26 protein-coding genes are annotated in these 25,745 nt (G+C 45.5%); 1 reads left to right on the forward strand and 25 read right to left on the reverse strand.

Annotation, left to right across the window (positions count from 1 at the left end; translation table 11 throughout):
• Positions 1-35 precede the first annotated feature (35 nt).
• The 5 genes from ESB13_RS13685 to ESB13_RS13705 all read right to left on the reverse strand — a co-directional run bounded on the left by ESB13_RS13685 (position 36) and on the right by ESB13_RS13705 (position 4,723).
• Positions 36-1,247, reverse strand: a complete 1,212-nt coding sequence (locus ESB13_RS13685) for a FecR family protein (protein ID WP_164974208.1) — start codon at positions 1,245-1,247, stop codon at positions 36-38.
• A 31-nt stretch (positions 1,248-1,278) separates the two neighbouring features.
• Positions 1,279-1,935 (reverse strand): RNA polymerase sigma factor, encoded by a 657-nt coding sequence (locus tag ESB13_RS13690; protein ID WP_164974209.1) that lies wholly within the window; start codon positions 1,933-1,935, stop codon positions 1,279-1,281.
• A gap of 384 nt (positions 1,936-2,319) precedes the next feature.
• Positions 2,320-2,802 (reverse strand): hypothetical protein, encoded by a 483-nt coding sequence (locus tag ESB13_RS13695; RefSeq protein WP_129004196.1) that lies wholly within the window; start codon positions 2,800-2,802, stop codon positions 2,320-2,322.
• Between the two features lie 165 nt (positions 2,803-2,967).
• Positions 2,968-3,798 carry an NAD-dependent epimerase/dehydratase family protein gene (locus tag ESB13_RS13700; protein WP_129004198.1) on the reverse strand — a complete coding sequence of 277 codons (831 nt, stop codon included), beginning with the start codon at positions 3,796-3,798 and terminating at the stop codon, positions 2,968-2,970.
• Positions 3,799-3,868: 70 nt separating this feature from the next.
• Positions 3,869-4,723 carry an AraC family transcriptional regulator gene (locus ESB13_RS13705; RefSeq protein WP_129004200.1) on the reverse strand — a complete coding sequence of 285 codons (855 nt, stop codon included), beginning with the start codon at positions 4,721-4,723 and terminating at the stop codon, positions 3,869-3,871.
• Between the two features lie 209 nt (positions 4,724-4,932).
• On the opposite strand from ESB13_RS13705, the gene ESB13_RS13710 reads away from it, so the two are divergent.
• A complete protein-coding gene (locus ESB13_RS13710; RefSeq protein ID WP_164974210.1) occupies positions 4,933-5,478 on the forward strand; it encodes a TlpA family protein disulfide reductase in 546 nt (181 codons plus the stop codon).
• A gap of 58 nt (positions 5,479-5,536) precedes the next feature.
• Here ESB13_RS13710 and ESB13_RS13715 read toward each other — a convergent pair whose 3' ends face one another.
• The 20 genes from ESB13_RS13715 to ESB13_RS13810 all read right to left on the reverse strand — a co-directional run bounded on the left by ESB13_RS13715 (position 5,537) and on the right by ESB13_RS13810 (position 25,695).
• Complete coding sequence (locus ESB13_RS13715) at positions 5,537-5,986, reverse strand: GNAT family N-acetyltransferase (RefSeq protein WP_129004203.1); 450 nt, start codon at positions 5,984-5,986, stop codon at positions 5,537-5,539.
• A gap of 49 nt (positions 5,987-6,035) precedes the next feature.
• Positions 6,036-7,406 (reverse strand): tRNA uridine-5-carboxymethylaminomethyl(34) synthesis GTPase MnmE, encoded by a 1,371-nt coding sequence (gene mnmE / locus ESB13_RS13720; RefSeq protein WP_129004205.1) that lies wholly within the window; start codon positions 7,404-7,406, stop codon positions 6,036-6,038.
• A 58-nt stretch (positions 7,407-7,464) separates the two neighbouring features.
• Positions 7,465-8,319, reverse strand: a complete 855-nt coding sequence (locus tag ESB13_RS13725; protein WP_164974211.1) for an energy transducer TonB — start codon at positions 8,317-8,319, stop codon at positions 7,465-7,467.
• A gap of 488 nt (positions 8,320-8,807) precedes the next feature.
• Positions 8,808-9,650, reverse strand: coding sequence for an energy transducer TonB (locus ESB13_RS13730; protein WP_129004209.1), 843 nt, complete (start codon positions 9,648-9,650; stop codon positions 8,808-8,810).
• 27 nt (positions 9,651-9,677) lie between these two features.
• Complete coding sequence (locus tag ESB13_RS13735; RefSeq protein ID WP_129004211.1) at positions 9,678-10,220, reverse strand: ExbD/TolR family protein; 543 nt, start codon at positions 10,218-10,220, stop codon at positions 9,678-9,680.
• 38 nt (positions 10,221-10,258) lie between these two features.
• Positions 10,259-10,912, reverse strand: a complete 654-nt coding sequence (locus ESB13_RS13740) for an ExbD/TolR family protein (protein ID WP_129004214.1) — start codon at positions 10,910-10,912, stop codon at positions 10,259-10,261.
• A gap of 88 nt (positions 10,913-11,000) precedes the next feature.
• The gene (locus ESB13_RS13745; RefSeq protein WP_129004216.1) at positions 11,001-11,870 is read right to left on the reverse strand and encodes a MotA/TolQ/ExbB proton channel family protein; all 870 of its coding nucleotides are present in this window, start codon (positions 11,868-11,870) and stop codon (positions 11,001-11,003) included.
• 291 nt (positions 11,871-12,161) lie between these two features.
• Positions 12,162-13,433 (reverse strand): ABC transporter permease, encoded by a 1,272-nt coding sequence (locus ESB13_RS13750; RefSeq protein ID WP_129004218.1) that lies wholly within the window; start codon positions 13,431-13,433, stop codon positions 12,162-12,164.
• A gap of 101 nt (positions 13,434-13,534) precedes the next feature.
• On the reverse strand, positions 13,535-14,923 hold the full coding sequence (locus tag ESB13_RS13755; protein WP_129004220.1) for an NADH-quinone oxidoreductase subunit N: 1,389 nt from the start codon (positions 14,921-14,923) through the stop codon (positions 13,535-13,537).
• 21 nt (positions 14,924-14,944) lie between these two features.
• Positions 14,945-16,399, reverse strand: a complete 1,455-nt coding sequence (locus ESB13_RS13760; RefSeq protein WP_129004222.1) for a complex I subunit 4 family protein — start codon at positions 16,397-16,399, stop codon at positions 14,945-14,947.
• Positions 16,400-18,331 (reverse strand): NADH-quinone oxidoreductase subunit L, encoded by a 1,932-nt coding sequence (nuoL, locus tag ESB13_RS13765; RefSeq protein WP_129004224.1) that lies wholly within the window; start codon positions 18,329-18,331, stop codon positions 16,400-16,402.
• A 48-nt stretch (positions 18,332-18,379) separates the two neighbouring features.
• Complete coding sequence (gene nuoK, locus ESB13_RS13770; protein WP_129004227.1) at positions 18,380-18,715, reverse strand: NADH-quinone oxidoreductase subunit NuoK; 336 nt, start codon at positions 18,713-18,715, stop codon at positions 18,380-18,382.
• Positions 18,716-18,724: 9 nt separating this feature from the next.
• A complete protein-coding gene (locus tag ESB13_RS13775; RefSeq protein ID WP_129004229.1) occupies positions 18,725-19,228 on the reverse strand; it encodes an NADH-quinone oxidoreductase subunit J family protein in 504 nt (167 codons plus the stop codon).
• 35 nt (positions 19,229-19,263) lie between these two features.
• The gene (gene nuoI / locus ESB13_RS13780; protein WP_129004232.1) at positions 19,264-19,806 is read right to left on the reverse strand and encodes an NADH-quinone oxidoreductase subunit NuoI; all 543 of its coding nucleotides are present in this window, start codon (positions 19,804-19,806) and stop codon (positions 19,264-19,266) included.
• Positions 19,807-19,849: 43 nt separating this feature from the next.
• Positions 19,850-20,893 carry an NADH-quinone oxidoreductase subunit NuoH gene (gene nuoH / locus ESB13_RS13785; protein WP_129004234.1) on the reverse strand — a complete coding sequence of 348 codons (1,044 nt, stop codon included), beginning with the start codon at positions 20,891-20,893 and terminating at the stop codon, positions 19,850-19,852.
• A 10-nt stretch (positions 20,894-20,903) separates the two neighbouring features.
• Positions 20,904-21,998: a 2Fe-2S iron-sulfur cluster-binding protein gene (locus ESB13_RS13790; RefSeq protein WP_129004236.1), complete on the reverse strand. Its 1,095-nt coding sequence runs from the start codon at positions 21,996-21,998 to the stop codon at positions 20,904-20,906.
• Positions 21,999-22,006: 8 nt separating this feature from the next.
• Complete coding sequence (gene nuoF, locus ESB13_RS13795) at positions 22,007-23,362, reverse strand: NADH-quinone oxidoreductase subunit NuoF (RefSeq protein WP_129004238.1); 1,356 nt, start codon at positions 23,360-23,362, stop codon at positions 22,007-22,009.
• A gap of 25 nt (positions 23,363-23,387) precedes the next feature.
• A complete protein-coding gene (locus ESB13_RS13800; RefSeq protein ID WP_129004239.1) occupies positions 23,388-23,888 on the reverse strand; it encodes an NADH-quinone oxidoreductase subunit NuoE family protein in 501 nt (166 codons plus the stop codon).
• Positions 23,889-23,923: 35 nt separating this feature from the next.
• Positions 23,924-25,156: an NADH-quinone oxidoreductase subunit D gene (locus tag ESB13_RS13805; protein ID WP_129004241.1), complete on the reverse strand. Its 1,233-nt coding sequence runs from the start codon at positions 25,154-25,156 to the stop codon at positions 23,924-23,926.
• A 20-nt stretch (positions 25,157-25,176) separates the two neighbouring features.
• Positions 25,177-25,695 (reverse strand): NADH-quinone oxidoreductase subunit C, encoded by a 519-nt coding sequence (locus ESB13_RS13810; protein ID WP_129005003.1) that lies wholly within the window; start codon positions 25,693-25,695, stop codon positions 25,177-25,179.
• Positions 25,696-25,745: the final 50 nt, after the last annotated feature.

Raw genomic sequence — 25,745 nt, forward strand, 5'->3', positions numbered from 1 at the left:
TTGTGTGGACAAGATCTTTATCAGGTCATATATAGTTATTTATTTTCTATAATAAGTGTTTTGCCTTCGAGCGTGGCATGAATGCCGTAGCCATTCAGGAATCTTATAAGACCAGGTAATTTCACTTCTCTATCCATTTTACCTTCAAACCTGATAACCGGTATTGCACCTTCGTATTTTACCTCTATATCGTACCATCTTTCCACTTCTTTCATAACCGTTTGAAAGCTGGCGCCGTTAAAATCGAAAACACCATTTTTCCAGGCCAGTACCTGCTGCAAATCGGCATTTACAACACTGAGCGCCTGTGTTGCTCCCCTGCCCGTTCCCTGAACAGATTGCTGTCCGGGTGCCAGCATCACAGCATCGGAGGCTTTCAGCTTATTGATAATTTTCACCTTCCCATCCACGAGGGTGGTTTTAATAGCGTCATAATCCTTATAAGCATTAACATTAAACTGCGTGCCCAGCACTTCTACCTGTTCTTCTCCTGCAACATCAACAATAAACGGCCTTGTTTTATCGTGTGCCACCTCGAGATATACCTCGCCGGTTACTTTGATGTTACGAACACCGGCGATATTGGCAGCGGGATAGGTAACAGAGCTCGCTGCATTCAGCCAAACCTTTGTACCATCAGGAAGTGTGAGGTGATATTGCCCTCCCTTTGGGGTGCTCATTGTATTCATCATCACCTTCCCTGTTGAAGCGCCATTGGGTTCGTAGCGGATACTGCCGTCACTTGTTTTTATTACAGAAGCATTCCCCTGCCGGGCAATGGTTCCATCGGGGTTATCGTCGAGCTCTATTATTGTACCATCTGCAAGCGTAAGCGTGGCCTTCTGAGCCGCAGGCGCCAATTGCGGTTTTGATACAACCAACTGCGCATCCGGCACCTTTTTATACAGCGTTATGAATATTACACCGGCTGCTCCCAATAAAAGAAATAATACCGCAGCATACCGCCGGGGGAGGCTCCACAAGGGGCGCAACCTGCCGCCAGAAGCGCTTTTCTCTTTTTTCGCATAGAGCTCAGGCGCTTTCGCATCTTCAGCCTGCCTGGCTGCTTCTTCAAATTCCAGCAGCCGCGAAGGCCACCGGGAGCGCTGCAGCAGCTTATGATATAACTGCTCATTAGCTGGTGATAGCCCAAGCCATTCCTGCAGCATAAGGGCTTCCTGTGGTGTTATTTCACCACTCAGCTGTTTCAAAAGCAGTTGCGCTATTTCGGTTTCGGAATATGACATATCTGATGCTATCATGTATTATTACCGCCGGCTAACCTTTTCGTGCCAAAAAAGTCAGAATTTTTTTTAGCAGCTGCCAGTCGGCGTTTAAAATTGATATGGAAAGAAGGAGCAGGAAGGTTCTTTTTTGGATCCAGCTCCGTAACATTTCTATGGCGCGGCGTTTCTGGCTTCGCACAGTAGCCGGGTTAGCATCAAGGATCGCGGCTATTTCGCGGGGATTTTTCCCTTCATAATAGGATAATTCGAAAATACGGCGATAATCGGGGCCCAGTTCAGAAATGGCCTCCGTGAGTAAATGGCTCATTTCGGCCTCAATTATTCTATGGCTGACGTCTGTATCGACTGAAGTCTGTTCCGGCTCCTGAAGGGTATTAAGAAAGGCATTCCGGCGACTTTTGGACTCCAGCAGCTTCAGTGCGTGGTTTCTAACGGCGAAATACAGGAGATTTTTCAGGTGTTCATTAGACTGGAGCTGCGCTCGGGCATTCCAAAGCGCTATAAAAGCATCGGCCACTACGTCCTTTATTTCATCCCATTCCAGCTGAAATTGCCGGGCGTGAAAAAAAAGGCGGGATTTAAACAGGTGGTACGCCTGCCTGAAAGCCTGTTCATCGCCCCCGGCGATGCGCAGATAAAGATCATCTCCCGGAGACAACTGTGTCGCGTGTTTTGGCTGGTCGTTCAATACTTGTTTAATTGGCTTCCTGGTGCAAAATAAAAAAAACAGCACCAAAGTTAGAAGAATACAATGAAGAAGCTTTTCGCTTGCTACTGCAATGAAACGTCTTTTCCTTTGAAATTGTTGCGGCATTGCAGCATTGGTGCTATTAAAACCAGGTGCTGCTTCAGTTTATCAAGCACCAAAACCCTTATAGCTGTGATACCTGTTATCTGCTTATACAGGCCCGGATGTTTGGCGTAACCACACCTTCAACTAATGACAACAGTGGCTTTGCAAGTGTCTTTTGAGACGGTGGATTACCGGCAGCATCGACGCAGGATGTAATTATGAGGCTGATAGTGGCTGTTGAGCCGCTTTGATCGCTTTTTAATGATCCGAAAAGCACTTTCAGAGTTTAAGAAAAGATTTCAACCGGCTTAGCAGTATCAGTTGATCGCCATATGCCGCCAGCGTTGCGGTATCAAGTGTTTGCATTTGTTCCAGCGTATGAAGAAGGTATAGCGGATCTTCTGTTTTTAAATAATGAATAAAATAAAGAAGTTTTTCCGCACACGCCGACAAACTTTGTTTATCGGCGTCCGGAAATTTACTTTTACGGGAGAATTTACGACAAGCCTCAGAAAGGTCCCGCTGGCATTGGTCTATCACAGGCCCTTCTACATCTTCTCCAGCACATGCTATCACTTTATGTGCAAGCGTGAACAGCTCCCGGAATACCGCATATTTAGGAGATGCCAGCGCGTGGTCTACCGCAGCTATTTCATGCCCGGTCAGGATTGCGCATAAGTATAGTAATCGCCTGGGATCAAGGCCGGCATATTCATCTGCCAGCATTTTCTGATATTCAAAAAAGTTTTGTGTTCTTCCCATGTTTTTAATAAAAAGAGAGCACTTACCTGTGCAGTGTTTTAAAAGGCTTATCCATACTGTAATATAACAAATGGAGGGGCATCCAGGACATCTTTTTTAACCGATCCGGAAGCACACCTGGTCGATCACCTCTTATCGATCCGGAACATAAAACGGGAACAAAAATTACAATAAATTCTCCTGCGCAGCCTGATAAACGGTCCTGATCATCGGTTGAAAGCCAAGGCTACGGGCAAGCGAACCATCTGCATGAAGATGCCAGGGGTTTTGAAGAGGTTCAGCTGACGGCTCCATTTTTCCACCAGCGATTTGGATCAGCTCATACACCGAAAGCGTAGCTTCATCTGTAATATTAACGATTCTTCTATCCATGGCGCCTGCAAGAACTACATTCATTGCGGTGGCAATATCAAGGTGGTGGATGGTACTTATTTTCATAGCAGGATGCATCTTTCCTGCTATAGCATGCCCCTGTAACGATTCCAGATGTCCGTCGGCATCGCCGTAGACAAAGGGAAACCTTAGAATAGACCAGTTAAGTTCACTTACGCGTAGCTCTTTTTCAGCCTCCACTTTACTGGCAGGATATGGATGTTGCGGCTCAACGACATCCTCTTCACAGCCCGGGTGCGAATTATTTATATTGTATACATGATTGGTACTTGCAAAAATAAAGCGGACACCGGGATTATGTTCTTTTGCGGCCATAATAAGGTTATGGGTACCTTCCAGATTACTCTTCCAAATCAAATCTGTGTCTTGAGTGCGAAAAACAGCGGCAAGGTGGATAATTGCCGATACACCTTTCACTGCTTGCGCCAGCGTAGGCGTATCAAATAAATCTCCCTCCATCATTGTTATGCCCGATGGAACATTTTTCCCCTTTCGCACCAATGCAACACATTCCCAACCCATTTTCTGCAGACGTGGTACCAATCGTGCTCCAACAAGGCCGGTCGCTCCCGTTATCAATATTTTACCCAACTGAATGCTCATACCTATTTATTTTGTTTTGAACAAAACTCGTGGCAACAGGAGAAAAAGAGCTGGACAAAAACCGGCAGATTCAGGACAAATCCTGAAAAAATTCAGCTACTGTTTTACCAGTATTTTTTTTAAACAAACGGGAGAAATAGTCTGGATCGCTAAATCCTAATTCAAAAGCCAGTTCTTTAACAGAAGACTTTTGCCCATAGTGCATCCGGCGTCTGGCCTCCAGCATCAAACGATCTGTCAAAAATTCCTTGGGCGACAGACCGGAATAGTATTTAACAATTTGGTATAAACTATCAGTACTCACTCCAAGCTCCTCTGCAATACTCCTGATTGTTGGATGATCTGTCAGATTTTCCTCTACAAAAACTTTGAACCCGATAAATTTATCAAGTCTGTCATCGGACAACTGTCTTTCTGATCCGAAATAAGTAGTGTTAATCTCCGTCAGCAAACTATTTAAATGAGCCAGAATAATTTCAGGATCAGCATCAGTGGAGCCTAATAAAGACGAGAGTATATTAAAAATAATAGTTACACGGACAGCAGCAGCAGGAGAAAAATGTATTTTCTGCCTATTAAGCGGATTCAGAAGAAACGGATATTGCTTAGGCAGCCTCGAGAGACATTCTTCATCAAAGCCTAATTTATAATAATCACTCGCATGTGATGAAGTTGGCAACTGTCTGACCTGGTGTGGCATCAGGAACAACAATTCATGTTTCTCAACATTAAGCTGCTTCATGTCGACGCTGCACTGGCTGAACCCCTCAATCACAAAGAGAAAAAAGTAATAAGGTAAATGCTGTACCAGTTCACCTCTTTCAGTAACCTCCGGGGAAAGATGCCCAAAGCCCGGTGAAACAATCCGGATAGGCAGCAAATTGTTTTGGTTCAAATGATGATGGGAGGAAATCATACTACACATGCCGATAAATTTACTTTAGCCGGGTAAGATTAACAGGTAAGAACTGTACCTAAAATTAAGCTAATGCCGTCATTTGTGAAACAGCTGACGAGAGTAGTCTTACACCACTACCGGAGATTATTCTATACGTTGTTATCAAAAACAATGGAAATCTATACTTTTCATTTTACATGTTTTGTGGTTCATTTTTGAATTCAAAACTAGTTACGGTGGATAGTCTCCTGAATTTTTATTCTGCCACATTTCCGGCTGAGTTCAAAAATAGTTACGAAGGACGGCAAGCACTAACAATTTTGAGAGACCGAAAGATACGGGAAGAGCAAGGTACTGCTCCGGAATTTACCGCAAAAGATTTTTCGGGGAAGCAGGTTAAGTCAAGTGATTTCAAAAACAAATACATCCTGATTAACTTTGGGGCATCTTATTGCGCTCCTTGTATTCAGGAGTTTCCAGCACTTACAAATATGATAAAGAATTTACCGCAAAATGAGGTTGTGGTTATCTATGTTAACAGAAATAAAAGTTATGAAGCGTTTACCAAAGTAAAAGAGAAATACAATTTAGTTGGCTTGCATCTCAAGTCTAATGATACCTTGGATAGAAAATATAAAGCAGAAGCAATTCCTCAACTTTACCTTATTGATAAGAATAGGAAAATATGGTACGACCGAAGCGCTCTAAACGACTATGAATTATCTAAACTGCAAAACATCTTACAGCAAACTTTCAATTTGTCGGGTCAAGTTATGAAGTAATCAGGATACATCAACACGGCATGCAAACATACTATCGGTAATTGTCAGCGCTAATTATTCATAAAGATTTTTCAAAGCAGATGCTGCTTTCTATTGATGCATATTGCCCGTAATTGGGAATAACGGTATAATCTGCTTTTCTATAAAGCGCAATGGCTTCCGGCATCTTGTTGCCAGTTTCCAAAATACACTTTTTATAACCCAGCTCTTTTGCCCATGCCTCCAGTTCACACAGTATGGCAGAAGCTATTCCTTTGCTTCGCTGTTCTGCGGAAACAAACATGCGTTTTATCTCCATTGCTGAGTCATCATATACTTTCATTGCGCCGCAGCCGACAGGGGTTCCATCTATGAAAACAACAACCACGTTTTTCAAAAGATCTATGGAGTTATATTGCATAAAGAAATCATTGGCATCACCGTTACGCTTCGCAAGGTCACGATCCAATTCAGCTACCAATATTTGAAAATGCTTATTCTCAGAAGTAGTTCTTTCGATATTTGTCATGATGGGTTACAGCTTTATAGAGAACAGTAAAGCATCTTGAAAAAGGCAATCACTTACCTATGCAAAATTTACTGAATATATAATCTAATTGATCCTCAGAAGTTAACTCCCCTGAAATGAGGCCCAGGTAATGTAAGCAATGCCTTATATCCAGTGCTACAAGATCGCCCGGAAGGCCGTTCTGCAAACCACTACGAATTTCATGCAGCGAGGATTCTATCTTCTGCAATGCCTCTACATGCCGGGCATTGGTGATAATAGTTTGATCTTTTTCTATACTATCCTCTACAGCCATGCCGAAGAGTTTCTGTTGCAGTTCGGCGATACCTTCTCCTTCTTTTGCTGAAATATAAATGGTGTTAGCAGCGGCAGGTAATGCCATAGTTGCCGCATCGGCCTTATTACCTACCAGCAGGTATTGGATCTGTTGTTCCTGCAATTGCATGGCCATTACCTCCAGTTCAACGGAAGTGGTTTGGGTTACATCGTAGAGATAGAGGACCACATCGGCTTCACGCATTTTGGCGAGGCTTTTTTCAACACCTATGGTTTCTATGACATCACTGGTGTGCTCGCGGATGCCGGCAGTATCTATGAGGCGGAAAAGAACACCGTTGATGTTTAATATTTCTTCGATGGTATCGCGGGTGGTACCGGCAATATCACTTACGATGGCGCGTTCTTCCTGTAACAAGGTGTTCAGGAGGGTGGATTTGCCGGCGTTAGGTTTCCCTATGATGGCTACCTGGACGCCATTTTTGATGACGTTGCCCAGGCGGAATGATTGAAGCAGCTTACTAACCTGTACAGAAGCCTTCTCTAAAAGGGCAAATAACTGGGTTCTATCGGCAAATTCCACGTCTTCCTGGGAAAAGTCCAGCTCAAGCTCTATAAGGGCGGAAAACGACAGCAATTGGTCACGGAGCTGCTTTATAATGCCGGAGAAGCCGCCACGCATATTTTGCAGGGCTTGCTTTTTGCTGGCTTCGGTATTACTGGCAATGAGATCGGCTACAGATTCGGCCTGTACCAGGTCGAGTTTGCCGTTCAGGAAGGCACGCTGGGTGAATTCACCAGGTTTGGCAATACGAACGCCCTGGCTGACAAGACATTGTAATATCTGCTGCTGAACGTAATGAGAACCGTGGCAGGAGATCTCTACTACATTTTCGCCGGTATAGGAACGGGGGGCTTTGAATAACGCCAGCACAACTTCGTCCAGCACCGTTTCTCCTTGTTTCAGGAAGCCTACATGTAAGGTATGTGTGGGCTGCTCCTGTAGCTTTTTAGAGGGAAAAAGGCCATCCAATACACTGATGGCCTGCGAACCGCTTACCCTTATAACGCCAATAGCGCCTGTGCCTTGTGGTGTGGCCAGCGCCGCTATTGTATCATCCCATCCTGCCAGTTTTCCAAGCATGTCTTATTCTGTTAATCTGCAAAAATAAGACAAAGGCTGGCAGGATGGGAATGTTTGCTTATTCTTCGTCAACCATAAAGGTGATGGACTGGCGCTGACGATAGATCACCTTACGGCCATTTTGTTCGGCAGGCATCCATTGCGGACCTCTTTTGATGACTCTTACCGCTTCGGCTGCGGTACCGTACCCGGGATCATTTTCTGCTTTTACGTCCGATACGTTTCCGTCTCTATCTACTACGAAAGAAACGATAACTGTCAACTTGCTTCCGGGAGCCGCGCCATTGGCAACGGGTTCATCCCTGTTCAGGTTTTTCTCGAGGAATCTGCGCCAGGCATCTGTGCCACCGGGGAAACGTGCCTGAATACTTACAGTAACAACAGGACCATCATTCAAAACCTCCATGCCGGTTCCCTTGATACTACCACTTCCTGTTCCAGGGCCGGTAGCTACCGGTGGCGCCACCAAACCTGGGTCGGTAGCAGTGCCCAGATGATTCACATTACTAATGATGGCAGTTTCAATTGTTTCTACCGGGGGTACTTCGTTTTCCGGATTTACTTTTGAATCTTCCACAATGGTTAACGTTGTACTCCTGACAGTACTAACATCTTCCAGTTCTGCCGGTGGTGTAGGCAGTGGAGCAGGTGGCTCGGGGATGGCATCTTCTTTAGGAGGTATCGCCTCTGTCTCTATTATTATCTCATTAAACTGGAGTGCTGCATTCTTATCAGCTCCGCCCGCGAATAATGTACTTGCATAAAAGAGACTACAAAGGGCAGTCATGATCCCCAACGATGCCATCAATCTTTTATTATAATTTTTCCGTAAAGTATAAGCACCGTATAACTGGTTTCTATTCTCGAACAAAATGTCGAGGAAGTCGGCTTGCAGAATGTTTTTGGCTTGCATAGTTGTAGCGTTTATAATGAGACGCAAAAGGCGCTTCATTCCACATAAGAAAAGACGCTATTTATGCTATAATGAAAAATATTTCTTTTAAACATTACCCTGGCGGTATTCAAAACATATAACATTGGTTTGATGTAAGCATGCTTCTATTAAACAACGATCCTTGCCCAGGTCTATAAGGTTGCTTGAATGAGCACTCCAACCTGTTGGCAGCATTTAACCCCTGCTACAAAAATGAATTTAAGATATCAGGCACACCTTAATGTTTCCTTGCCACAAACTACACCTGCCAGTGAGCAACAGCATAAAAAACACTTTGTAAAACCATGCTTTTCAAGGTTACAAGTATGCAGTAAAATTTCCTGCCTTCGGAGGATCTCCACAGGCATAAGGCCAGCTGCTTTAGGCCAGTCATCTATGCACATAAAAAAAGGTGGCTGTATCGTTGGAATGATACAGCCACCTTTTTAAAAACTATAATTATCGGACTATTCTTCAGCTACCTGGAAGGTAATGCTTTGTCTTTGACGATAGATTACGTTACGGCCGTTCTGAACGGCAGGGATCCATTTCGGACCTTTCCTGATTACACGCACCGCTTCTTCAGCAGTACCATAACCTGGAGAGTTTTCGGCTTTTACTTCAGAGATGCTACCGTCTTTGTCCACCAGGAACGATACCACAACAGTATAGTTGCCGGGAGGCGCTCCGTTTTCAACGGGCAGGTCACGGTTAAGGCTTCTCTCGAGGTATCTTCTCCATTCCTGGTCACCACCGGGGAATTTAGCCTGGATCTGTACGGTTTTAAATTCCTTGTCATAGTCTTCTTTAGGAGCAGCAGGTGCGGCAACAGTACCGGTACCGCTGGCTTCTACTGGAGGAGCTACGATGTTGGGATCTTTTAAACCTTCCTGGTTGATAGTACCAATACGGGTATCTTCCAGTTTTTCAACTTCCTGAATTTTGTCTTCCTGCTTCACCTCAGCATCCTTCACAATTTTGGGAGGAGTGAACTTGGTGATTTCCACTTTGGGAGGTTCAGCGCGGGGAGGCGGAGGTGGAGGGGGAGCCTCAGGCTTCTTCTCCTCTTCCTTCTGCTTAACGTCTTCTAACTGTACGTCTTGTACAATTATCTGCGTGTTCTCCGTTTTCTTGGATTTACCCAGGATCACCGCAGCGAACATCAGCAAACATACCGCCAGCATCGCGATCATAGCTGTAACCAGACGCTTTGAGTACGTTTTTCGCAGTTCATATGCACCGTATTCCTTGTTCTTCCCTTCGAAGATGATATCAAGGATATCGGCTGTTAAAATTTTGTTTGCTTCCATTGTATCACAATGTTTTAATAACCTTCATTAAGGAAGTGAGTTAGACGCCTCTGTAGCCTTTACCAGCTGGTTTTCACCCTCTGAAATGTCTACAAGTGCATAACGCTTTACAGCATTAATCGGCATCTCGTCCATAATGTCAATCACGTTTTTATACTTACATTCCTCATTCGGCTTAATCACAATTACAAAGTCGTCTGCAGGAGTAGATTTCTTTTTATTGATAATCACATCGCGGATCTCTTTGAAATTAGAAGCTTTGAAATTAGCTCCCGCAGGATCTAATATACCCTCATAGTAAAAAACAGAATTGTCTTTCCCTAAAAGAATGGTCAAAGCGCCTGATTCTTTTGCCTTGTTCTGCTCTTCCGGCTTATCGGCGTCTTTCGGCATGAAAAGCTTCATAGCCGTAGGAGAGCTCATGGTTGTCGTGAATATGAAGAAGGTGATCAACAGGAAGCCCAGGTCAACCATCGGTGTCAAGTCTACACGGGTAGACTGCTTCTTACCCTTTTTGACCCCTGGGCCTTTCTTGTGCCCGCCACCACCCGAGGTATCCATTTCTGCCATAGCACAATCAGTTTATTTGTTAATAATGTTGTTATCTGTTATTCCTCAGGTTTGATACCCGCCAGGTTTGCATTCCATAACGCAGTTCCCTGCGGTACGCTTTCCGGGTTGGTAACCATCTGGAATTTAAATAATTCGTTCTTCTTGAATGAAGTCATTACATTCTTGAAAGACGGGAAACTTGCGTCGTTGTCACCCTTTACCAGCAGGTTCATTGGCTGTCCTGCATAAACGGTAGCTGCCGCACGCATCCAGTCAATCATCTGATTGTTGGTAGTATCAATTGGAATACCAGGTAACACCCTGTCGGTTTGTTGTTCCTTAGGCATCAGCGCCTGCTGTTTCAAATTGCCTACAGGTACACCAAAAAATTCGAGTTTCGCGATTGATTCAAGATCAGCATCGCTCAGTCCGAGTTGTTTGGTAACGTTCAACGTATTTAAAACATCTCTTCTTCTGTCTGCGTTATCCATACCCAGGTAAACTTTACCGGATTTGGTAATGGTAACAAGCAGCACATCTTTTTCAGGAGCCACCTTGGACGCAACCGAACTCGGAGTTGTCACCTCAATCGCCTCGGAAGGCTTGAACTTCGTTGTCAGGATAAAGAAAGACAACAGAAGAAAGGCAACATCACACATCGCAGTCATATCTACCGCGGTACTTTTCCGCGGGATTTTCGGTCTTGCCATTGTTAAAAATTTTATTCTCTATTAAGATGCATAATTCAGACTAATCCATAAATAATTTTCATTTTTTACGCAAAAACGTAAAAACAGCTTATTTATAGTTCGCAGCAAAGCTTTGAGTCAGTGTGAAACCAGATTCGTCGATACCGTAAGTGATACCGTCGATTTTAGTGGTAAACACGTTATACATGATGATAGATACAGCAGAAGTACCGATACCTAAGGCTGTGTTATAAAGGGCTTCAGAGATACCTTGAGACAGTTTCTGAGCAGCTTCACCACCACCGCTTTCACCTAAAGCAGAGAAAGAACGGATCATACCCACAACGGTACCTAACAGACCTAACAGGGTAGATACAGAAGCCAGTGTAGAAAGGAACACCAGGTTTTTTTCCAGCATAGGCAGTTCAAGAGCAGTAGCTTCTTCAACTTCTTTCTGAATGTTGAGTACTTTTTGTTCAGTATCCAGCTCAGTGTTGCCGATCATTTCTTTGTACTTACGCAAACCAGCTTTCATTACGTTACCAACAGAACCTTTTTGTTTGTCGCATTCAACGATAGCTTTGTCAACGTCTTTGTTAGCCAGGTGGAACTGCACTTTGCGGATGAATTCAGCATTGTTCGAAGTACCAGCAGCTTTAGATACAGTCAATAACCTTTCGATCACGAAAGTTACCACAGTTAAAAGACAAGCTAACAGGATAGGTACGATGATACCACCCAGGTACATTTTATTCAGAGCGCCAATCGGACCGTCGTGAGCAGGCCAGAACCAATGACTAGCATCTTTGTCAGGATGAGAAAATTTAGTAGGATCTCCTAAGATAAAACGCCAGATACAATAACCTACGATGAGGCAAACAAGTGGAGCAATCCATGAAATTGCATTACCCTTTCTCTTCGGTTGTACAGACACACTCTTTGTCGCTGCTGCTGTTGCAGTCGGTTTAGTTTCAGCCATGATGCAATTGATTTTTTAGTTTCTAAATCTAAATTTAAAATTTGAGTTCGCAATTCTAACGAAAAATCGTTTTAAATAACGCCCAATACCAATAATTTAATTTAAGGGCGCCACAATTTAAAACAAATAATGTCGCAACAATACGAACCGGCGCTTTTTTTTGAAAGCTAATCTGCCCTAAATATCAGGCCAAATCTGCGTTTCAACCAATGACAACGGTCATAACGCTTAAATAAAGATAGAATAGGAATATGATAAAAATCACGCATCAATAAGGCTTTGCAAACCCCGTTATTCGTACCGCAAAGCATTGATAGGATTCAGGTTGGCTGCTTTGAGGGCAGGCCACAAACCCGCTCCCAGTCCCACAAGTGTACAAATTACAATACCTGTGATCACCCAACCCCATGGAACCACGAAGCCTGTACCCATAAATAAGGCAAACAGATTGCCCACCAATACCCCTAATATGATGCCCAGAACAGCCCCGGCTACGCTGATTATCGTAGATTCAAAAAGGAATTGCTGACGTATATTTCTCTTCTTGCCGCCTATAGCCTTGATAAGACCAACCTCACGGGTTCGCTCGCTTACCGCAACCAGCATAATGTTCATTAAACCAATGGCAGCGCCTATAAGCGTGATCAATCCTATGGCCCCGGCAGCTCCCTGAATACTGCTGAGCAGCCCTATAAAAGTGGCGGCCAGTTTATCGCTTTTTTCTACCACGAAGTTGTCGTCCTCGGTAGGATGTAGCTTCCGGATACCACGAAACAACGCGGTAGCTTCATTAACAGCCGGTTCCAAAAATTGCACATCATTGGCCATCACACCTATATTGAAGGAAGGTGCGGAATTACCAAGCCGGCGAACGTTATTATAAGTGGTGATAGCAACGTTATCGGCCCGCATCATAGCGCTGGCCCCCTTACTTTTCAGGATGCCGATTACCCGGTAGGGGGAATTACCTACCCGGATCATTTTATCCATTCCACGGGTGTAGTTTTCCCCAAACAAACGGGTCGCCACATCACTTCCCAGGATGCAAACGCTGCGCCCCGTTTCCAGGTCAAGTGTGCTGAAATTACGGCCGGTTTCGAGGGTATAGCCATTCACCCGCAGGTAATTCTCATCCCCTCCCGTAAGCCTTACATTCGGGTTGGTTTTTTTATCCTGGTATCTGAGCTCATTACCTCCCCTGCCGTTAAGTGTAATACTTACCAGCACCGGGTAATGAAACGACTGCTTGAACAGCTCCGCTTCGGCCTGCCGGATAGGCTTGTCGAGGTTCGATTTCTTTTGCTTTTTACCGCCTTTTTTGGTCTTTTGAGTGGCACTCTGGTTATTCCCGAACCGGAAACGCTCTTTGTAGGATATAGAAAAGCCATTGGCCCCCATTAGTGAGAAACTATCCCTGAGACCACGGTTCATGGCTTCTATGGCAGTTACAATACCAATCAGGGCCATTATACCAAAGGCTATAATAGCTACTGTGATGCCGGTACGCAGCTTATTGCTGCGTACTGTACGATAGGCGAGTGAAAAGGAATCTGTTAGCGTCATGCACAAATACGTACAGTTACTAAATGTACCCGATAAAGATACATCGCCTGTTCACTCCTCCCGAAAATTTTAGAAGGGCGGAAAATGGCTGTGGTAAATGGTTAGAAATAGAACCAGTTGAGCAATGCCTGCGGCTGAATACCAAACAGGATGATGAGACCTGCCAGCAGGGCAACACCAATTTTGAAGGAACCGCTCACCTCTTCGGTACGGCCTTCGCCGTCTTTGAAGTACATTGCCTGTATAACCCTGAAGTAATAATAGGCGCTAACCGCAGCAAACAGCACGCCTACCACCACCATCCAGGTATAACCCCCTGTTTTTACTACAGACGCCAGCATATAATATTTGGCAAAGAAACCTGCAGTAAGCGGGATACCAGCAAGGGATAACAGGAATACGGTATTGGCAGCGGCCAGTAAAGGCTGCTTTTTAGCCAGCCCGTTAAAACCTTCGAAAGTATAGTCCTTCATTTTCAGCAGGATAGCAAAAATACCGATGGTCGCCAGGCTATAAGCCGCCGCATACAGCAGCAATCCCTCGCGGGCAAAATCGTTCAGACTGAAAAGCGCAAACAGCATAAACCCTGCCTGGGCGATACTGGAATAAGCCAGCATTCGTTTCACGCTTTGCTGGAATACCGCCGTGATATTACCGATCAGCAGTGTGGATATGATGATAATGCAAAACAGCATTTTCCAGTTTACAGCAGTAGAAGTATCCGCAACGCGGGCATCGAATAACTTAAGGAAGGCGATGAAACCAGCGGCTTTTACAATAGTTGCCATAAAAGAAGTGAATACCGCCGGCGCCCCATCGTACACATCAGGTGTCCAGAAATGGAAGGGAGCAGCAGACACTTTAAAACACATGGCTACCAGCAGGAACAATAAACCCGTAACCTCCAGGAAAGACACTCCTTTGTACGAACCAAATACAGAACGGATCACTTCCAGCTGGAAGGAACCTGTACCGCCGTAAACCAGGGCAATACCCATGAGCATGATACCTGTAGAAAAAGAACCCATCAGGAAATACTTAAGGGCCGCCTCATTGCTTTTGAGATTCCTCTTGTCGCTGCCCGTTAAAATATACAACGGTATAGACAGTATCTCGATGCCAAGGAATAACATCAGCAGCGTATTGAACGAAGACAATATACAAACGCCACAAAGCACGAAGAATATGAGCACAAAATACTCGGCCACATAACTGCCCGCCTTTTCAATATCCTTACCGCTCAGCAATACAAAAATGAGCGTAGAGGCTATAGCGATAGAATTAAAGAACAACCCAAAGCTGTCGAACCGCAGCATATCGTGGGTATTGATGGGGAAGAAAGAAGGTCCGTAAGAGTCACAGATATTTGCTGCCAGCAATACCAGCAACCCCAGGGCAGCAATATGCCTGAAAGCGCCCTTGTTCTTTACAAGAACACTGCTAAACATCATTACAACACCCCAGATAGCCGAAAGTATGATCGCGTTCATATTATTATCTGCAATAAGCTTTTAAATCGAATGAAATTTTGTTATCACGGCTTCCACCGCATCGTTGGTCAGCTGGATCATAGGTTGCGGATATACTCCTAAACCAATGATCACTACCGCCAGAATAGCCAGCATGAGCTTTACGCTCAGGTCGCTGTCTACAGCGTTTTCGGTGCGCGGAACGGTATTTCCATAGAATACTTTCTGTACCATTCCCAAAGTATAAACCGCAGCCAGGATAATGCTGATACCAGCTACCGCAGCAGCAGCAAAACTGAAACGGAACAGCCCGTTGAACATCATAAATTCACCAACAAAGGCGTTGGTCAACGGAAGCGCAATATTCGCAAATGCCATTATCACAAAAAGGATAGCCAAACCTGGCGCTCTCTGCGCAAGGCCGCCTAATTCACTGAATTTGCGGGAACCCAGCTGCTGCTCAATGGCATCAACCACGATCCACAATCCTATTACGTTTACGCCGTGGTTGAACATCTGTATCATTACACCCTGTAAACCTATTTCACCACCCGCTTTGTGGCTCGCAAAAATCGCAGCAGCCATTAAGCCTATGTGCGCAATAGAAGAGTACGCGATCAGGCGTTTGATATCATCCTGCCTGATGGCTATCAGCGAAGCATATATGATGCCTGCAACCGCCAGCCATATCACACAATGATCGAAATGCGCTACAGCTTCAGGGAATACAGGTAACAACCAGCGGATCACCGCATAAAGTCCCATTTTCACCATTACACCACTCAGGATGGCTGTAACGGCCGTGGGAGCTTGTTCATAGGTATCCGGCTGCCAGGTATGGAAAGGAAATACCGGCATTTTGATAGCAAAGGCGATAAAGAAGGCCCAGAACAACCAGCCTTGTTCTTTTGCAGTAAGCTGTACATTATAGAACGACTCCAGCGCAAAAGACTGATCCGGCGTGCGGAAATAAATATACAGGATAGCTACCAGCATAAGCAGCGATCCCAGGAAGGTATATACAAAGAATTTGAAAGTAACAGCAATCCTTCTTTCACCTCCCCATGCAGAGCAAAGGAAATAAGCAGGAATTAACGCCAGCTCCCAGAAGAAATAGAACAACAGGCAGTCCGACGCCAGAAATACGCCCATCAATCCTGCCTGAAGCAGTAACATCAGGCCATAAAAATTACCCGGCTTGGGATAATCGTTACGGTACGTGGCGCCAAAAACAAGTGGGAAAGAAGCAGCCGTTAACAGGCATAACATCTTAGCCATTCCATCCATTGACAATGAAAACCGGGCTCCCAGCATAGGTATCCACGATTCATCAAAATTCAGCTCGGCAGCACGGTGAGAATAAACACCTGCTACTGCCACCCCCAGGGTAACAATTGCCGATAACAGCGTCCAGATCTTGGGTGCCTTTTCTCCCGGAAGGAAAAAAGCAATCAAACCTGTAATAACGGGGATCAGTATAAGTAAGACAGGGATCATTTAAAATATTTTCTGCAGGAATTGTAAAATAATAGTTTGATTCCAGAACACTAAGAAGAGTACTACAATAGACAACACCATAAACAGGATATAGCTGCCTACCAACCCGCTTTGTAACAAGCGAAGCTGGCGGGAGAAATAATGGACGAAACGTCCGGTTCCGTTTACGATGCCATCGATGCCCGATTTCTCCACTACATTTTTCAGGAAACCAGCCAGTTTCAGCAGCGGATTAACAATTACGGCATCGTATAACTCATCTATATACCATTTATTTTCCAATACTTTGCCAGCACCGGTAGCATCATCGAGCTGCGGTCTTTTGCTGAAGCGGCTTACCGCAATCACTATTGCCACAACAGCAAGCGCAACAGAAATCCCCATCAGCATATACTCAGTGCTATGTTCCAGCGTGTGTGCTTTTTCCGATGTTATTACAGGCGACAGGTAATGATGCAGCCAATGACCGCCGCCCAGCACTTCGGGCACCCCAAGGAAACCACCCAGTACACTCAACACCGCCAGTACAATCAAAGGAATGGTCATAGCAGACGGCGATTCGTGCAGGTGATGCTCCTGGTCATGTGTACCTCTGAAAGTACCCAGGAAGGTAGTCGCATATAAGCGGAACATATAAAAAGCAGTAAGACCGGCAGTTGCTACACCTACACCCCAGTAAATGGGACTGTGCGCATAAGCCGCAGCCAGAATTTCATCTTTGGAGAAGAAACCACTGAAAGGAGGTATACCTGCAATGGCAAGACAAGCCAGCAGGAAAGTAAGATGCGTTACAGGAAGATGCTTTTTCAAACCTCCCATTTTACGGATATCCTGTTCGTGGTGCATCGCATGAATAACAGAACCGGCGCCCAGGAACAACAATGCCTTAAAGAAAGCATGTGTCATCACGTGAAAAACAGCGCCGGTATAAGCACCTACACCTAGTCCAAGGAACATATATCCAAGCTGACTTACCGTAGAATAAGCCAGTACTTTTTTAATATCGTTTTGTTTGATCGCAATCGTAGCGGCGAATAACGCAGTAGCCAGGCCAATGATAGCTACTACATGCTGAGCGCATTCGCTCAAAGAATAAAGCACATTACTGCGGGCAATCATATAGATACCTGCCGTAACCATGGTAGCGGCGTGGATAAGCGCCGATACCGGTGTTGGACCCGCCATCGCATCGGGTAACCAGGTGTACAAAGGAATTTGCGCACTCTTACCCGCAGCACCTACAAACAGAAGCAGGGTGATAGCGGTAATATCTGTTGGAGTCAGTTTTGCAATGCTTGCCGCAGAAAATACCTCGTGGTAATCAACGGTTCCCAGTTTCGCCAGCAGCCAGAACACAGCCAGCAGGAAACCCAGGTCACCAATACGGTTCATCACAAAAGCTTTCTTCGCTGCGTAATTATAATTGTTGTTCTTGAACCAGAAGCCGATGAGCAGGTAAGAACAAAGCCCCACACCTTCCCATCCAATGAACATGATCACAAAGTTACCACCAAGCACAAGCAGCAGCATAGAAAATACGAACAGGTTCAGGTAGGCGAAGTACCTGCCGAAATGCTCTTCTCTCTCTTCATGCATATAAGCTGTAGAATATACATGGATCAGGAAACCGATACCGGTAATGATCAGCAGAAAAAGACACGAAAGCTGATCAGCCAGGAAGGCAAACTGGATCTTGAAACTACTGGTATTGATGAAATCAAATAATACAGTGGTAGGTATTACCTGACCGGGGTTACCGTGCGTAGCAGAATAAACACTACCAAACAAAGAACACGATACCAGGAAGGATGCCAGGATGGCTCCGCTTCCGATTATACCTATTGCAGGCTTGCTTAACGACTTCCGGAAGAGGCCGTTAATCAGGAATCCCAACAAAGGAAATAATGGTACTAAATAAACTAAATTAGTCATATACGCGATAGTAAGTAATAGTCAATGGTCAATACAGGAACCTGGCGCTTAGTTTTTAAGCCGGTTCAGGAAATTCACGTCCGTTGAATGCACATTCCGGTACATCATTACAATAACAGCCAGTCCCACACTAACCTCCGCCGCCGCTACTACCATAATAAAAAATACGAACAACTGCCCTTCAATACCTGCTGTAGAGTTCACATCATGAGCGTAAGCCGTTCCATGATACATTTTAGAGAAAGCCACCAGCAACAGGTTCACTGCGTTAAGCATAAGCTCTATACACATAAAGATGATGATGGCGTTACGGCGCACCAGCACCCCTACCACTCCAATGCAGAACAGGCAGGCAGCCAGGGCGATATAATATTGAATTGGCATATAAATGATTTAGTCTTTCTTTCCAATAACCACAGCACCCACCATGGCGCTAAGGAATAATACACTGCTTATTTCAAAAGGCACTACATAATCCGTGAACAGGGTTTTACCCAGCGCACTGATAAGGCCAATGCTCCCCTCTTTCAACTGTGCGGTACGATTCACCATATCCGCGGAAGAACGTACTACAGAGATCATGATAAGGAAAAGGATACCACCTGAAATCACCCCGGCCAGCTGCATCCACAGATTCTTCCGCGGCTCTTTGGCATTATTCAGGTTCATAAGCATTATCACAAACAGGAATAATACCATGATAGCACCTGCATATACAATAAGATTCACAATGGCGAGGAACTGGGCGTTCATTAAGATATAGTGGCCCGAAATGGCAAAGAAAACAACAATCAGCCACAGTACGCTGTGAACCGGGTTCTTACTTGCCAGCACCATAATAGCGCTTACAAGTGCCAGCGCACTTAAAAACCAGAATAATACTTGAGTTGTACCCATTTATAGTTGTTTAATCAAAAGTTTTAGGTCTCAGCTTATCTATCTTTCCTTGCTTCCCTCGCCTTTGCAAATGCCTCTGGTTCTGTAACCGGGTTAGGGATCAGCAATTCTGTTTTACCATAGATCAGCTCCTTACGCGCAAAGCTTGCCGGAGTTACTGTCTCGCTCAGGTAAATAGCATCTTTGGGACAGGCCTCTTCGCACAGTCCGCAAAAAATGCAACGCAACATGTTGATCTCATAACGTGCTGCGTATTTTTCCTCGCGGTACAGGTTTTCCTCCCCTTCCTTCCTTTCAGCTGCTTCCATCGTAATGGCTTCAGCAGGACAGGCAACAGCACAAAGGCCGCAGGCAGTACAGCGTTCACGGCCTTCCTCATCACGGTTCAATACCTGCAGGCCCCTGAAAACAGGGCTGAAAGGACGTGTTTGCTCAGGATAGTTGATAGTGGGTTTCTTACGGAACATATGCCCGAAAGTGATAACCATCCCTTTAAATATTGCGGGCAGGTATATGCGCTCCATCAAGCTCATTGGCTCGCGTGATACCGGCTTTGATCTCTGTGTTAATGCTTGCATTTTGCAAAAATATTTTTGTTCAATACCACAATCCTGGTTAAATCTATTGCTTCCACAACTCTATTACCGCGGTGCCTACCATGTTCAGCAACGCCAGCGGAATTAAAGCTTTCCATCCCAGGTTCATCAGCTGGTCGTAACGGAAACGCGGTAAGGTCCACCTGATCCACATGAAAACAAATATGAAGATCAGGCTCTTTCCTAACAGGCAAACCACCCCAAGAACAGCAGCCAGGTTAGGCGCAAGATTGGCTTCGTTCACAAAAGGAATATCATAACCACCAAAGAAAAGGGTAGCCATGATAATGCTGCTGATAAACATGTTGATGTATTCTGAGAACAGGTAAAAGCCCAGTTTCATAGAGGAATACTCCTGGTGATAACCCATGTTAAGTTCACTCTCCGCTTCAGGCAGGTCAAAAGGAGCACGGTTACACTCTGCCATTGCACAAACGAAGAAGATCAGGAAGCCCAATGGCTGATAAACCACATTCCACCAGCTCCCATTCATCTGTTGTTCTACAATTGTTTTCAGACTCAGCGTATTGGTCATCATGAGCAAAGCTATCAGCGAAATACCCATGGCCAGTTCATAACTGATCACCTGCGAAGCACCACGCAATGCGGCTAACAGGGAGAACTTGTTGTTACTCGCCCAGCCACCGATCATGATACCATAAACACCCATGCTCACTACACCAAACACATACAGGATACCAATATTAACGTCGGCAATCTGGAGGCTGATGGTACGGCCAAACATCGTAAAATCGCTTCCCCACGGCACTACCGCACAACTCATCATGGCAGTAAGCATCGCCAGGCAAGGACCTAATACAAACAGGAACCTGTTAGAACTATTGGGGATGATCTCTTCCTTGAAAAACAGTTTCAAACCATCGGCAAGCGGCTGCAACAAACCAGCAGGCCCCGCCCTGTTCGGACCACGACGGTCCTGCAAAAAGGCGGCAACTTTACGTTCGCCGTAGGTTAAGTACATAGCCACCACCAGTGATACAGTAATGATCACTGCAATCAGCACCAGTTTCTCTATTAACATCATCCAGTCGAGGGCAAGTAAATGCATTGGTATCTGATTAATCTTTTTTGTTTGTTTTGTTGAAATCGTCGGAATGAGCCGGACCATCAATAAGACTCAGGTCTACATCAGGCCTGTTCACCTCACTCACATCGTGGATATCCATGAACATCCTCGGCTTACGGCCATCCATCACCGCCTCGAATGTTTCTTTCGGCTTTTGCATACCCACATAATGATTCAGTGATATTACAGACTGGCGGCTGATCTCCCTTGGCCCTTCAATCACCCAGTCGCTGGTTTTCTTTTTATCGAAACGGCATTCGTTACAGATCCAGTCTTCCACTTCACCCCACTGATCTTTGCGCGCAGTTACACGAAACACCTCTTCGCCACGATACCAGAGCGTTACCTTCCCACTGCACTTGGGACAATCGCAATGGGCGTTAACAGGCTTCAGGAACCATACCCTGTTTTTAAAACGGAAAGTTTTATCCGTAAGCGCTCCCACCGGGCAAACATCTATGACGTTACCGATGAAATCATTGTCGAGATTCTTTTCAATAAAAGTTGCTATCTGAGCGTGGTCGCCCCTGTCCAGTACACCATGTTCTCTTTTGTTGGTAAGCTGGTCGGCAGTAAATACACAACGGTAGCAAAGTATACAGCGGGTCATGTGCAGCTGTATGTATTGCCCCAGATCGTGCTTTTTAAAAGTACGGCGCTGGAATTCGTAACGGGTGCCGGCATTACCGTGCTCGTAACTCAGATCCTGCAAATGACATTCACCGGCCTGGTCGCAAACAGGACAATCCAGCGGGTGATTTATCAGCAAAAGCTCCACAACACCCGCACGCGCGTCAACAACACGCTCACTGGTGATATTCTTTACTTCCATACCATCCATCACCGTGGTCCGGCAACTGGCCACCAGTTTCGGCATCGGGCGCGGATCTTTTTCCGAACCTTTGCTCACCTCTACCAGGCAGGTACGGCATTTACCACCGCTGCCTTTCAGCTTGCTGTAATAACACATAGCCGGAGGAGCCACCTCACCACCAATTTTACGGGCCGCTTCCAGGATCGTTGTTCCCGGTGCCACCTCAATTGTGATGTTGTCGATTGTTACCTTAAATAGTTGTTGCTCTGACATAATAATATTTAAGCCGTTACTACTTCTAATGGATCTGCATAATGGGCCAGACCGTAATTGCTGGTTAAACACAGCTCCGGATTGTTCACATACCACTCAAACTCGTCACGGAAATGACGGATAGCCGCTGCTACAGGCCATGCTGCAGCATCACCCAGCGGACAAATGGTATTACCTTCAATCTTGCGCTGTATATCCCACAACAGGTCTATATCGCTCATCTTTCCTTTTCCTTCCAGTATTCTTTTCAGTATCTTTTCCATCCAGCCGGTGCCTTCGCGGCACGGACTGCACTGGCCACAGCTTTCGTGACGATAGAAACGTGCCAGCGTATAAGTATGTTTTACCACACTCTGATCTTCGTCAAGTACAATAAACCCACCGGAACCCATCATGGTACCAGACGCAAAACCGCCATCGGCAAGGCTCTCGTAGTTCATGTAACGGGTTTCACCCTTCGCTGTTTTAAACAGCTTGTTGGCAGGCAATATGGGAACAGATGATCCTCCGGGAATACACGCTTTTAAACGCTTCCCGTTACGGATCCCGCCGCAATATTCATCGGAATAAATAAATTCTTCCACCGAAATGGTCATGTCAATTTCAAAAACACCAGGCTTGTTGATATTACCGCAGGCAGAAATGAGCTTGGTGCCGGTCGATTTACCTACACCTATTTTAGCGTATTCTTCTCCCCCCATGTTAATGATAGGTACTACCGCCGCCAGGGTTTCTACATTGTTCACCACCGTAGGCCTGTCCCACAAACCTTTAACGGCCGGAAAGGGAGGCTTAATGCGGGGATTGCCGCGTTTACCTTCAAGCGATTCAATAAGCGCTGTTTCTTCACCACAGATATAAGCGCCGGCGCCACGCTGAACATATATTTCAAGGTCGAAACCTGTACCCAGAATATTCTTACCAAGCCAGCCGTTGGCTTTCGCTTCGGCAATAGCTTCTTCCAGAATATCGGGAATCCAGGCATATTCACCACGGATATAAATATAAGTTGCATTACTGCCCAGTGCATAAGAACTTACAATAAGTCCCTCAATAAGCAGATGCGGAAGAAACTCCATAAGGTAACGGTCTTTGAACGTACCAGGCTCACTTTCATCGGCATTACAAACAAGGTGGCGTGGCACACCCTCAGGTTTAGCAATAAAGCTCCATTTCATACCGGTAGGAAAACCTGCCCCGCCGCGTCCGCGTAATCCGCTTTTCTTCACTTCCTCTACAATAGCTTCGGGCCCCAGTTCCTTCAGCGCTTTTTCCACGCTGCGATAACCACCTTCCCGGCGGTACACCTCGTAACTACGGATGCCTTCTACATGTGCTTTATCGAGTAATAGTTTTATGCCCATATCAATATTTGGTCAAAAGTCTTGATTAGTTGTTAGCTGCCGCGTTAGACCTGCATTCGGCTATAATGGCATCTACTTTTTCCTTTGTCAGGTGCTCCCTGAAATGTTTCCCCAGCTGCATCATCGGAGCGTAACCGCACGCGCCCAGGCATTCCACTGTTTTAAGCGTGAACAGCCCGTCGGCAGTCGTTTCACCAGGTTTAATACCCAGCTTTTCTCCTATATATGCAATGATATCGTCGCTTCCACTCACCATACAAGGCCCCGTCTGGCAAACCTCGAACAGGTATTTGCCTACCGGCTTCAGGTTATACATGCTGTAAAAAGTAGCCACCTCATACACCTCAATAGGCTCCAGGCTTAAAAGCGAAGCCACATAATCCATCACGGGCACATCCAGCCAGTTGCCAAACGACTCCTGCGCCAGGTGCAGCACCGGTAACAACGCACTCTTCTGTTTTCCTTCCGGATAACGCGCGATGATCTCCTGTACTTTAGCTAATTTATCATCTGAGAAACGTATCATATAAGTCAAATTCAAAAGTCAAAAGGGTCAAAAACCTAGGCGTCCATCTCCCCTGCAATCAGGTTCAGGCTACTCATTACAATCACCGCATCGGAAAGCATCGTATTCTTCACCAGCTCAGGAAATGCCTGGTAGTAAATAAAACAAGGCCTCCTGAAATGCAGGCGGAAAGGTGTCCTCCCACCATCGCTGATAAGATAGAACCCTAACTCTCCATTGCCACCTTCTACAGAATGGTACACTTCTCCGGCAGGCATTGCTGTTTCACCCATGATAATTTTGAAATGCCAGATAAGCGCTTCCATCTTGGTATACACGTCCTCTTTCTTCGGCAGGTAGTATTCAGGCACCTCCGCATGAAACACCTCCGCTGCTTCACCTTTGAACGCCTGGATTTTTTCGTAAGCCTGCCTTACAATGCGTAACGACTCCCACATTTCCTGGTTACGTACCAGCCAGCGGTCGTACACATCACCCGTCTTCCCAACAGGAATATTAAAATCAAAATCCTGGTAGCTGCAATATGGACTGTGTACACGAACGTCATAATCAACGCCGGCAGCACGCAGGTTCGGACCCGTAAAACCATAGTTCAGCGCTTTTTCGGCACTGATAGAACCTGCACCTACCGTACGGTCCATGAAAATACGGTTACGTTCCAGCAGGTTTTCAAACTCTTTTAATGCCTTGGGAAATTCTTTCAGGAAACGCTCCAGCTTATCCCACGCAGTAGCATTGAAATTCCTTTCAAAACCGCCGATACGGCCGATATTGGTAGTTAAACGCGAGCCACAGATCTCTTCATAGATCTCATAAATAAGCTCACGGTATTGCATTACATAAAGAAAAACCGATAAGGCACCGGTATCTACACCTATAACAGAGTTACAAACGATATGATCTGCCAGGCGCGCCAGCTCCATGATAATAACCCGCAGGTAGTCAACACGCTTCGGAGTTTCGATCCCCAGCAGTTTTTCGCACGTAGTATGCCAGCCCATATTATTGATGGGGCTGGAACAATAATTAAGACGATCGGTAAGCGGGGTTATCTGGTAAAGGTTTCTGCGTTCAGCTATCTTTTCAAAAGCACGGTGGATATAACCCACTGTAGCCTCTGCCGAAATAATACGTTCACCATCAACCTCCAGGATATTCTGGAATACACCGTGTGTAGCCGGGTGGGTAGGTCCCAGGTTGAGGGTCTGCGTTTGCTTTTCAATAGAGCCTTCGGGCAGTTTCAGATTATTATGTTGATGATCTGGCATAAACGAATTTGTATTCAGCGTTAAAAGATATTTCCCCCCCTGCCAAACATGTCGTCGTCCTTATCTGCGCGGGTCTGGTCTTCCAGCGGAAACTCTTTACGCATAGGGAAATAATCCATTTCATCGACGTTTAAAATACGTTTCAGATTCGGATGGCCAACAAAATTGACACCATAGAAATCGTAGGTCTCCCTTTCCATCCAGTTGGCGCAGGCAAACAGGCTGGTAGCCGTAAATACATCAGGCTGGGAAATAGGCATGAATATCTTAAAACGGATCCTTACATTTTGTGCAAGGTTGTGCAAATGGTAAACTACAGCCAGCTCCCTTCCTTCCTGGTCAGGATAGTGTACTGCAGTGATATCGGTAAGGAACTGGAAGCCCAGTTCCGGTTCATCGTAAAGGAACTGTAATACTTTGAGATTGTTCTCCTTGGTAGTTTCAAAGCTAAACATACCATAAGGCGTTTCGAACTGTGTTACCTGTTCGCCAAATTTGTCTTCCAGCCGCTGCTTGATATACTCGTTGGTTAGTTCCATGATATTCCCATTCAAAAATCAAAATTAATAACACAAAAAAACCTGACCTT

The organism is Filimonas effusa, from assembly GCF_004118675.1.
Lineage (GTDB): Bacteria > Bacteroidota > Bacteroidia > Chitinophagales > Chitinophagaceae > Filimonas > Filimonas effusa.

Bases quoted from the DNA above. Each gene is read 5' to 3' on its own strand.
- ESB13_RS13685 (WP_164974208.1), bottom strand. From the start codon at position 1,247: ATGTCATATTCCGAAACCGAAATAGCGCAACTGCTTTTGAAACAGCTG.
- ESB13_RS13695 (WP_129004196.1), bottom strand. From the start codon at position 2,802: ATGGGAAGAACACAAAACTTTTTTGAATATCAGAAAATGCTGGCAGAT.
- ESB13_RS13700 (WP_129004198.1), bottom strand. From the start codon at position 3,798: ATGAGCATTCAGTTGGGTAAAATATTGATAACGGGAGCGACCGGCCTT.
- ESB13_RS13705 (WP_129004200.1), bottom strand. From the start codon at position 4,723: ATGTGTAGTATGATTTCCTCCCATCATCATTTGAACCAAAACAATTTG.
- ESB13_RS13715 (WP_129004203.1), bottom strand. From the start codon at position 5,986: ATGACAAATATCGAAAGAACTACTTCTGAGAATAAGCATTTTCAAATA.
- mnmE (WP_129004205.1), bottom strand. From the start codon at position 7,406: ATGCTTGGAAAACTGGCAGGATGGGATGATACAATAGCGGCGCTGGCC.
- ESB13_RS13725 (WP_164974211.1), bottom strand. From the start codon at position 8,319: ATGCAAGCCAAAAACATTCTGCAAGCCGACTTCCTCGACATTTTGTTC.
- ESB13_RS13730 (WP_129004209.1), bottom strand. From the start codon at position 9,650: ATGGAAGCAAACAAAATTTTAACAGCCGATATCCTTGATATCATCTTC.
- ESB13_RS13735 (WP_129004211.1), bottom strand. From the start codon at position 10,220: ATGGCAGAAATGGATACCTCGGGTGGTGGCGGGCACAAGAAAGGCCCA.
- ESB13_RS13740 (WP_129004214.1), bottom strand. From the start codon at position 10,912: ATGGCAAGACCGAAAATCCCGCGGAAAAGTACCGCGGTAGATATGACT.
- ESB13_RS13745 (WP_129004216.1), bottom strand. From the start codon at position 11,870: ATGGCTGAAACTAAACCGACTGCAACAGCAGCAGCGACAAAGAGTGTG.
- ESB13_RS13750 (WP_129004218.1), bottom strand. From the start codon at position 13,433: ATGACGCTAACAGATTCCTTTTCACTCGCCTATCGTACAGTACGCAGC.
- ESB13_RS13755 (WP_129004220.1), bottom strand. From the start codon at position 14,923: ATGAACGCGATCATACTTTCGGCTATCTGGGGTGTTGTAATGATGTTT.
- ESB13_RS13760 (WP_129004222.1), bottom strand. From the start codon at position 16,399: ATGATCCCTGTCTTACTTATACTGATCCCCGTTATTACAGGTTTGATT.
- nuoL (WP_129004224.1), bottom strand. From the start codon at position 18,331: ATGACTAATTTAGTTTATTTAGTACCATTATTTCCTTTGTTGGGATTC.
- nuoK (WP_129004227.1), bottom strand. From the start codon at position 18,715: ATGCCAATTCAATATTATATCGCCCTGGCTGCCTGCCTGTTCTGCATT.
- ESB13_RS13775 (WP_129004229.1), bottom strand. From the start codon at position 19,228: ATGGGTACAACTCAAGTATTATTCTGGTTTTTAAGTGCGCTGGCACTT.
- nuoI (WP_129004232.1), bottom strand. From the start codon at position 19,806: ATGCAAGCATTAACACAGAGATCAAAGCCGGTATCACGCGAGCCAATG.
- nuoH (WP_129004234.1), bottom strand. From the start codon at position 20,893: ATGCATTTACTTGCCCTCGACTGGATGATGTTAATAGAGAAACTGGTG.
- ESB13_RS13790 (WP_129004236.1), bottom strand. From the start codon at position 21,998: ATGTCAGAGCAACAACTATTTAAGGTAACAATCGACAACATCACAATT.
- nuoF (WP_129004238.1), bottom strand. From the start codon at position 23,362: ATGGGCATAAAACTATTACTCGATAAAGCACATGTAGAAGGCATCCGT.
- ESB13_RS13800 (WP_129004239.1), bottom strand. From the start codon at position 23,888: ATGATACGTTTCTCAGATGATAAATTAGCTAAAGTACAGGAGATCATC.
- ESB13_RS13805 (WP_129004241.1), bottom strand. From the start codon at position 25,156: ATGCCAGATCATCAACATAATAATCTGAAACTGCCCGAAGGCTCTATT.
- ESB13_RS13810 (WP_129005003.1), bottom strand. From the start codon at position 25,695: ATGGAACTAACCAACGAGTATATCAAGCAGCGGCTGGAAGACAAATTT.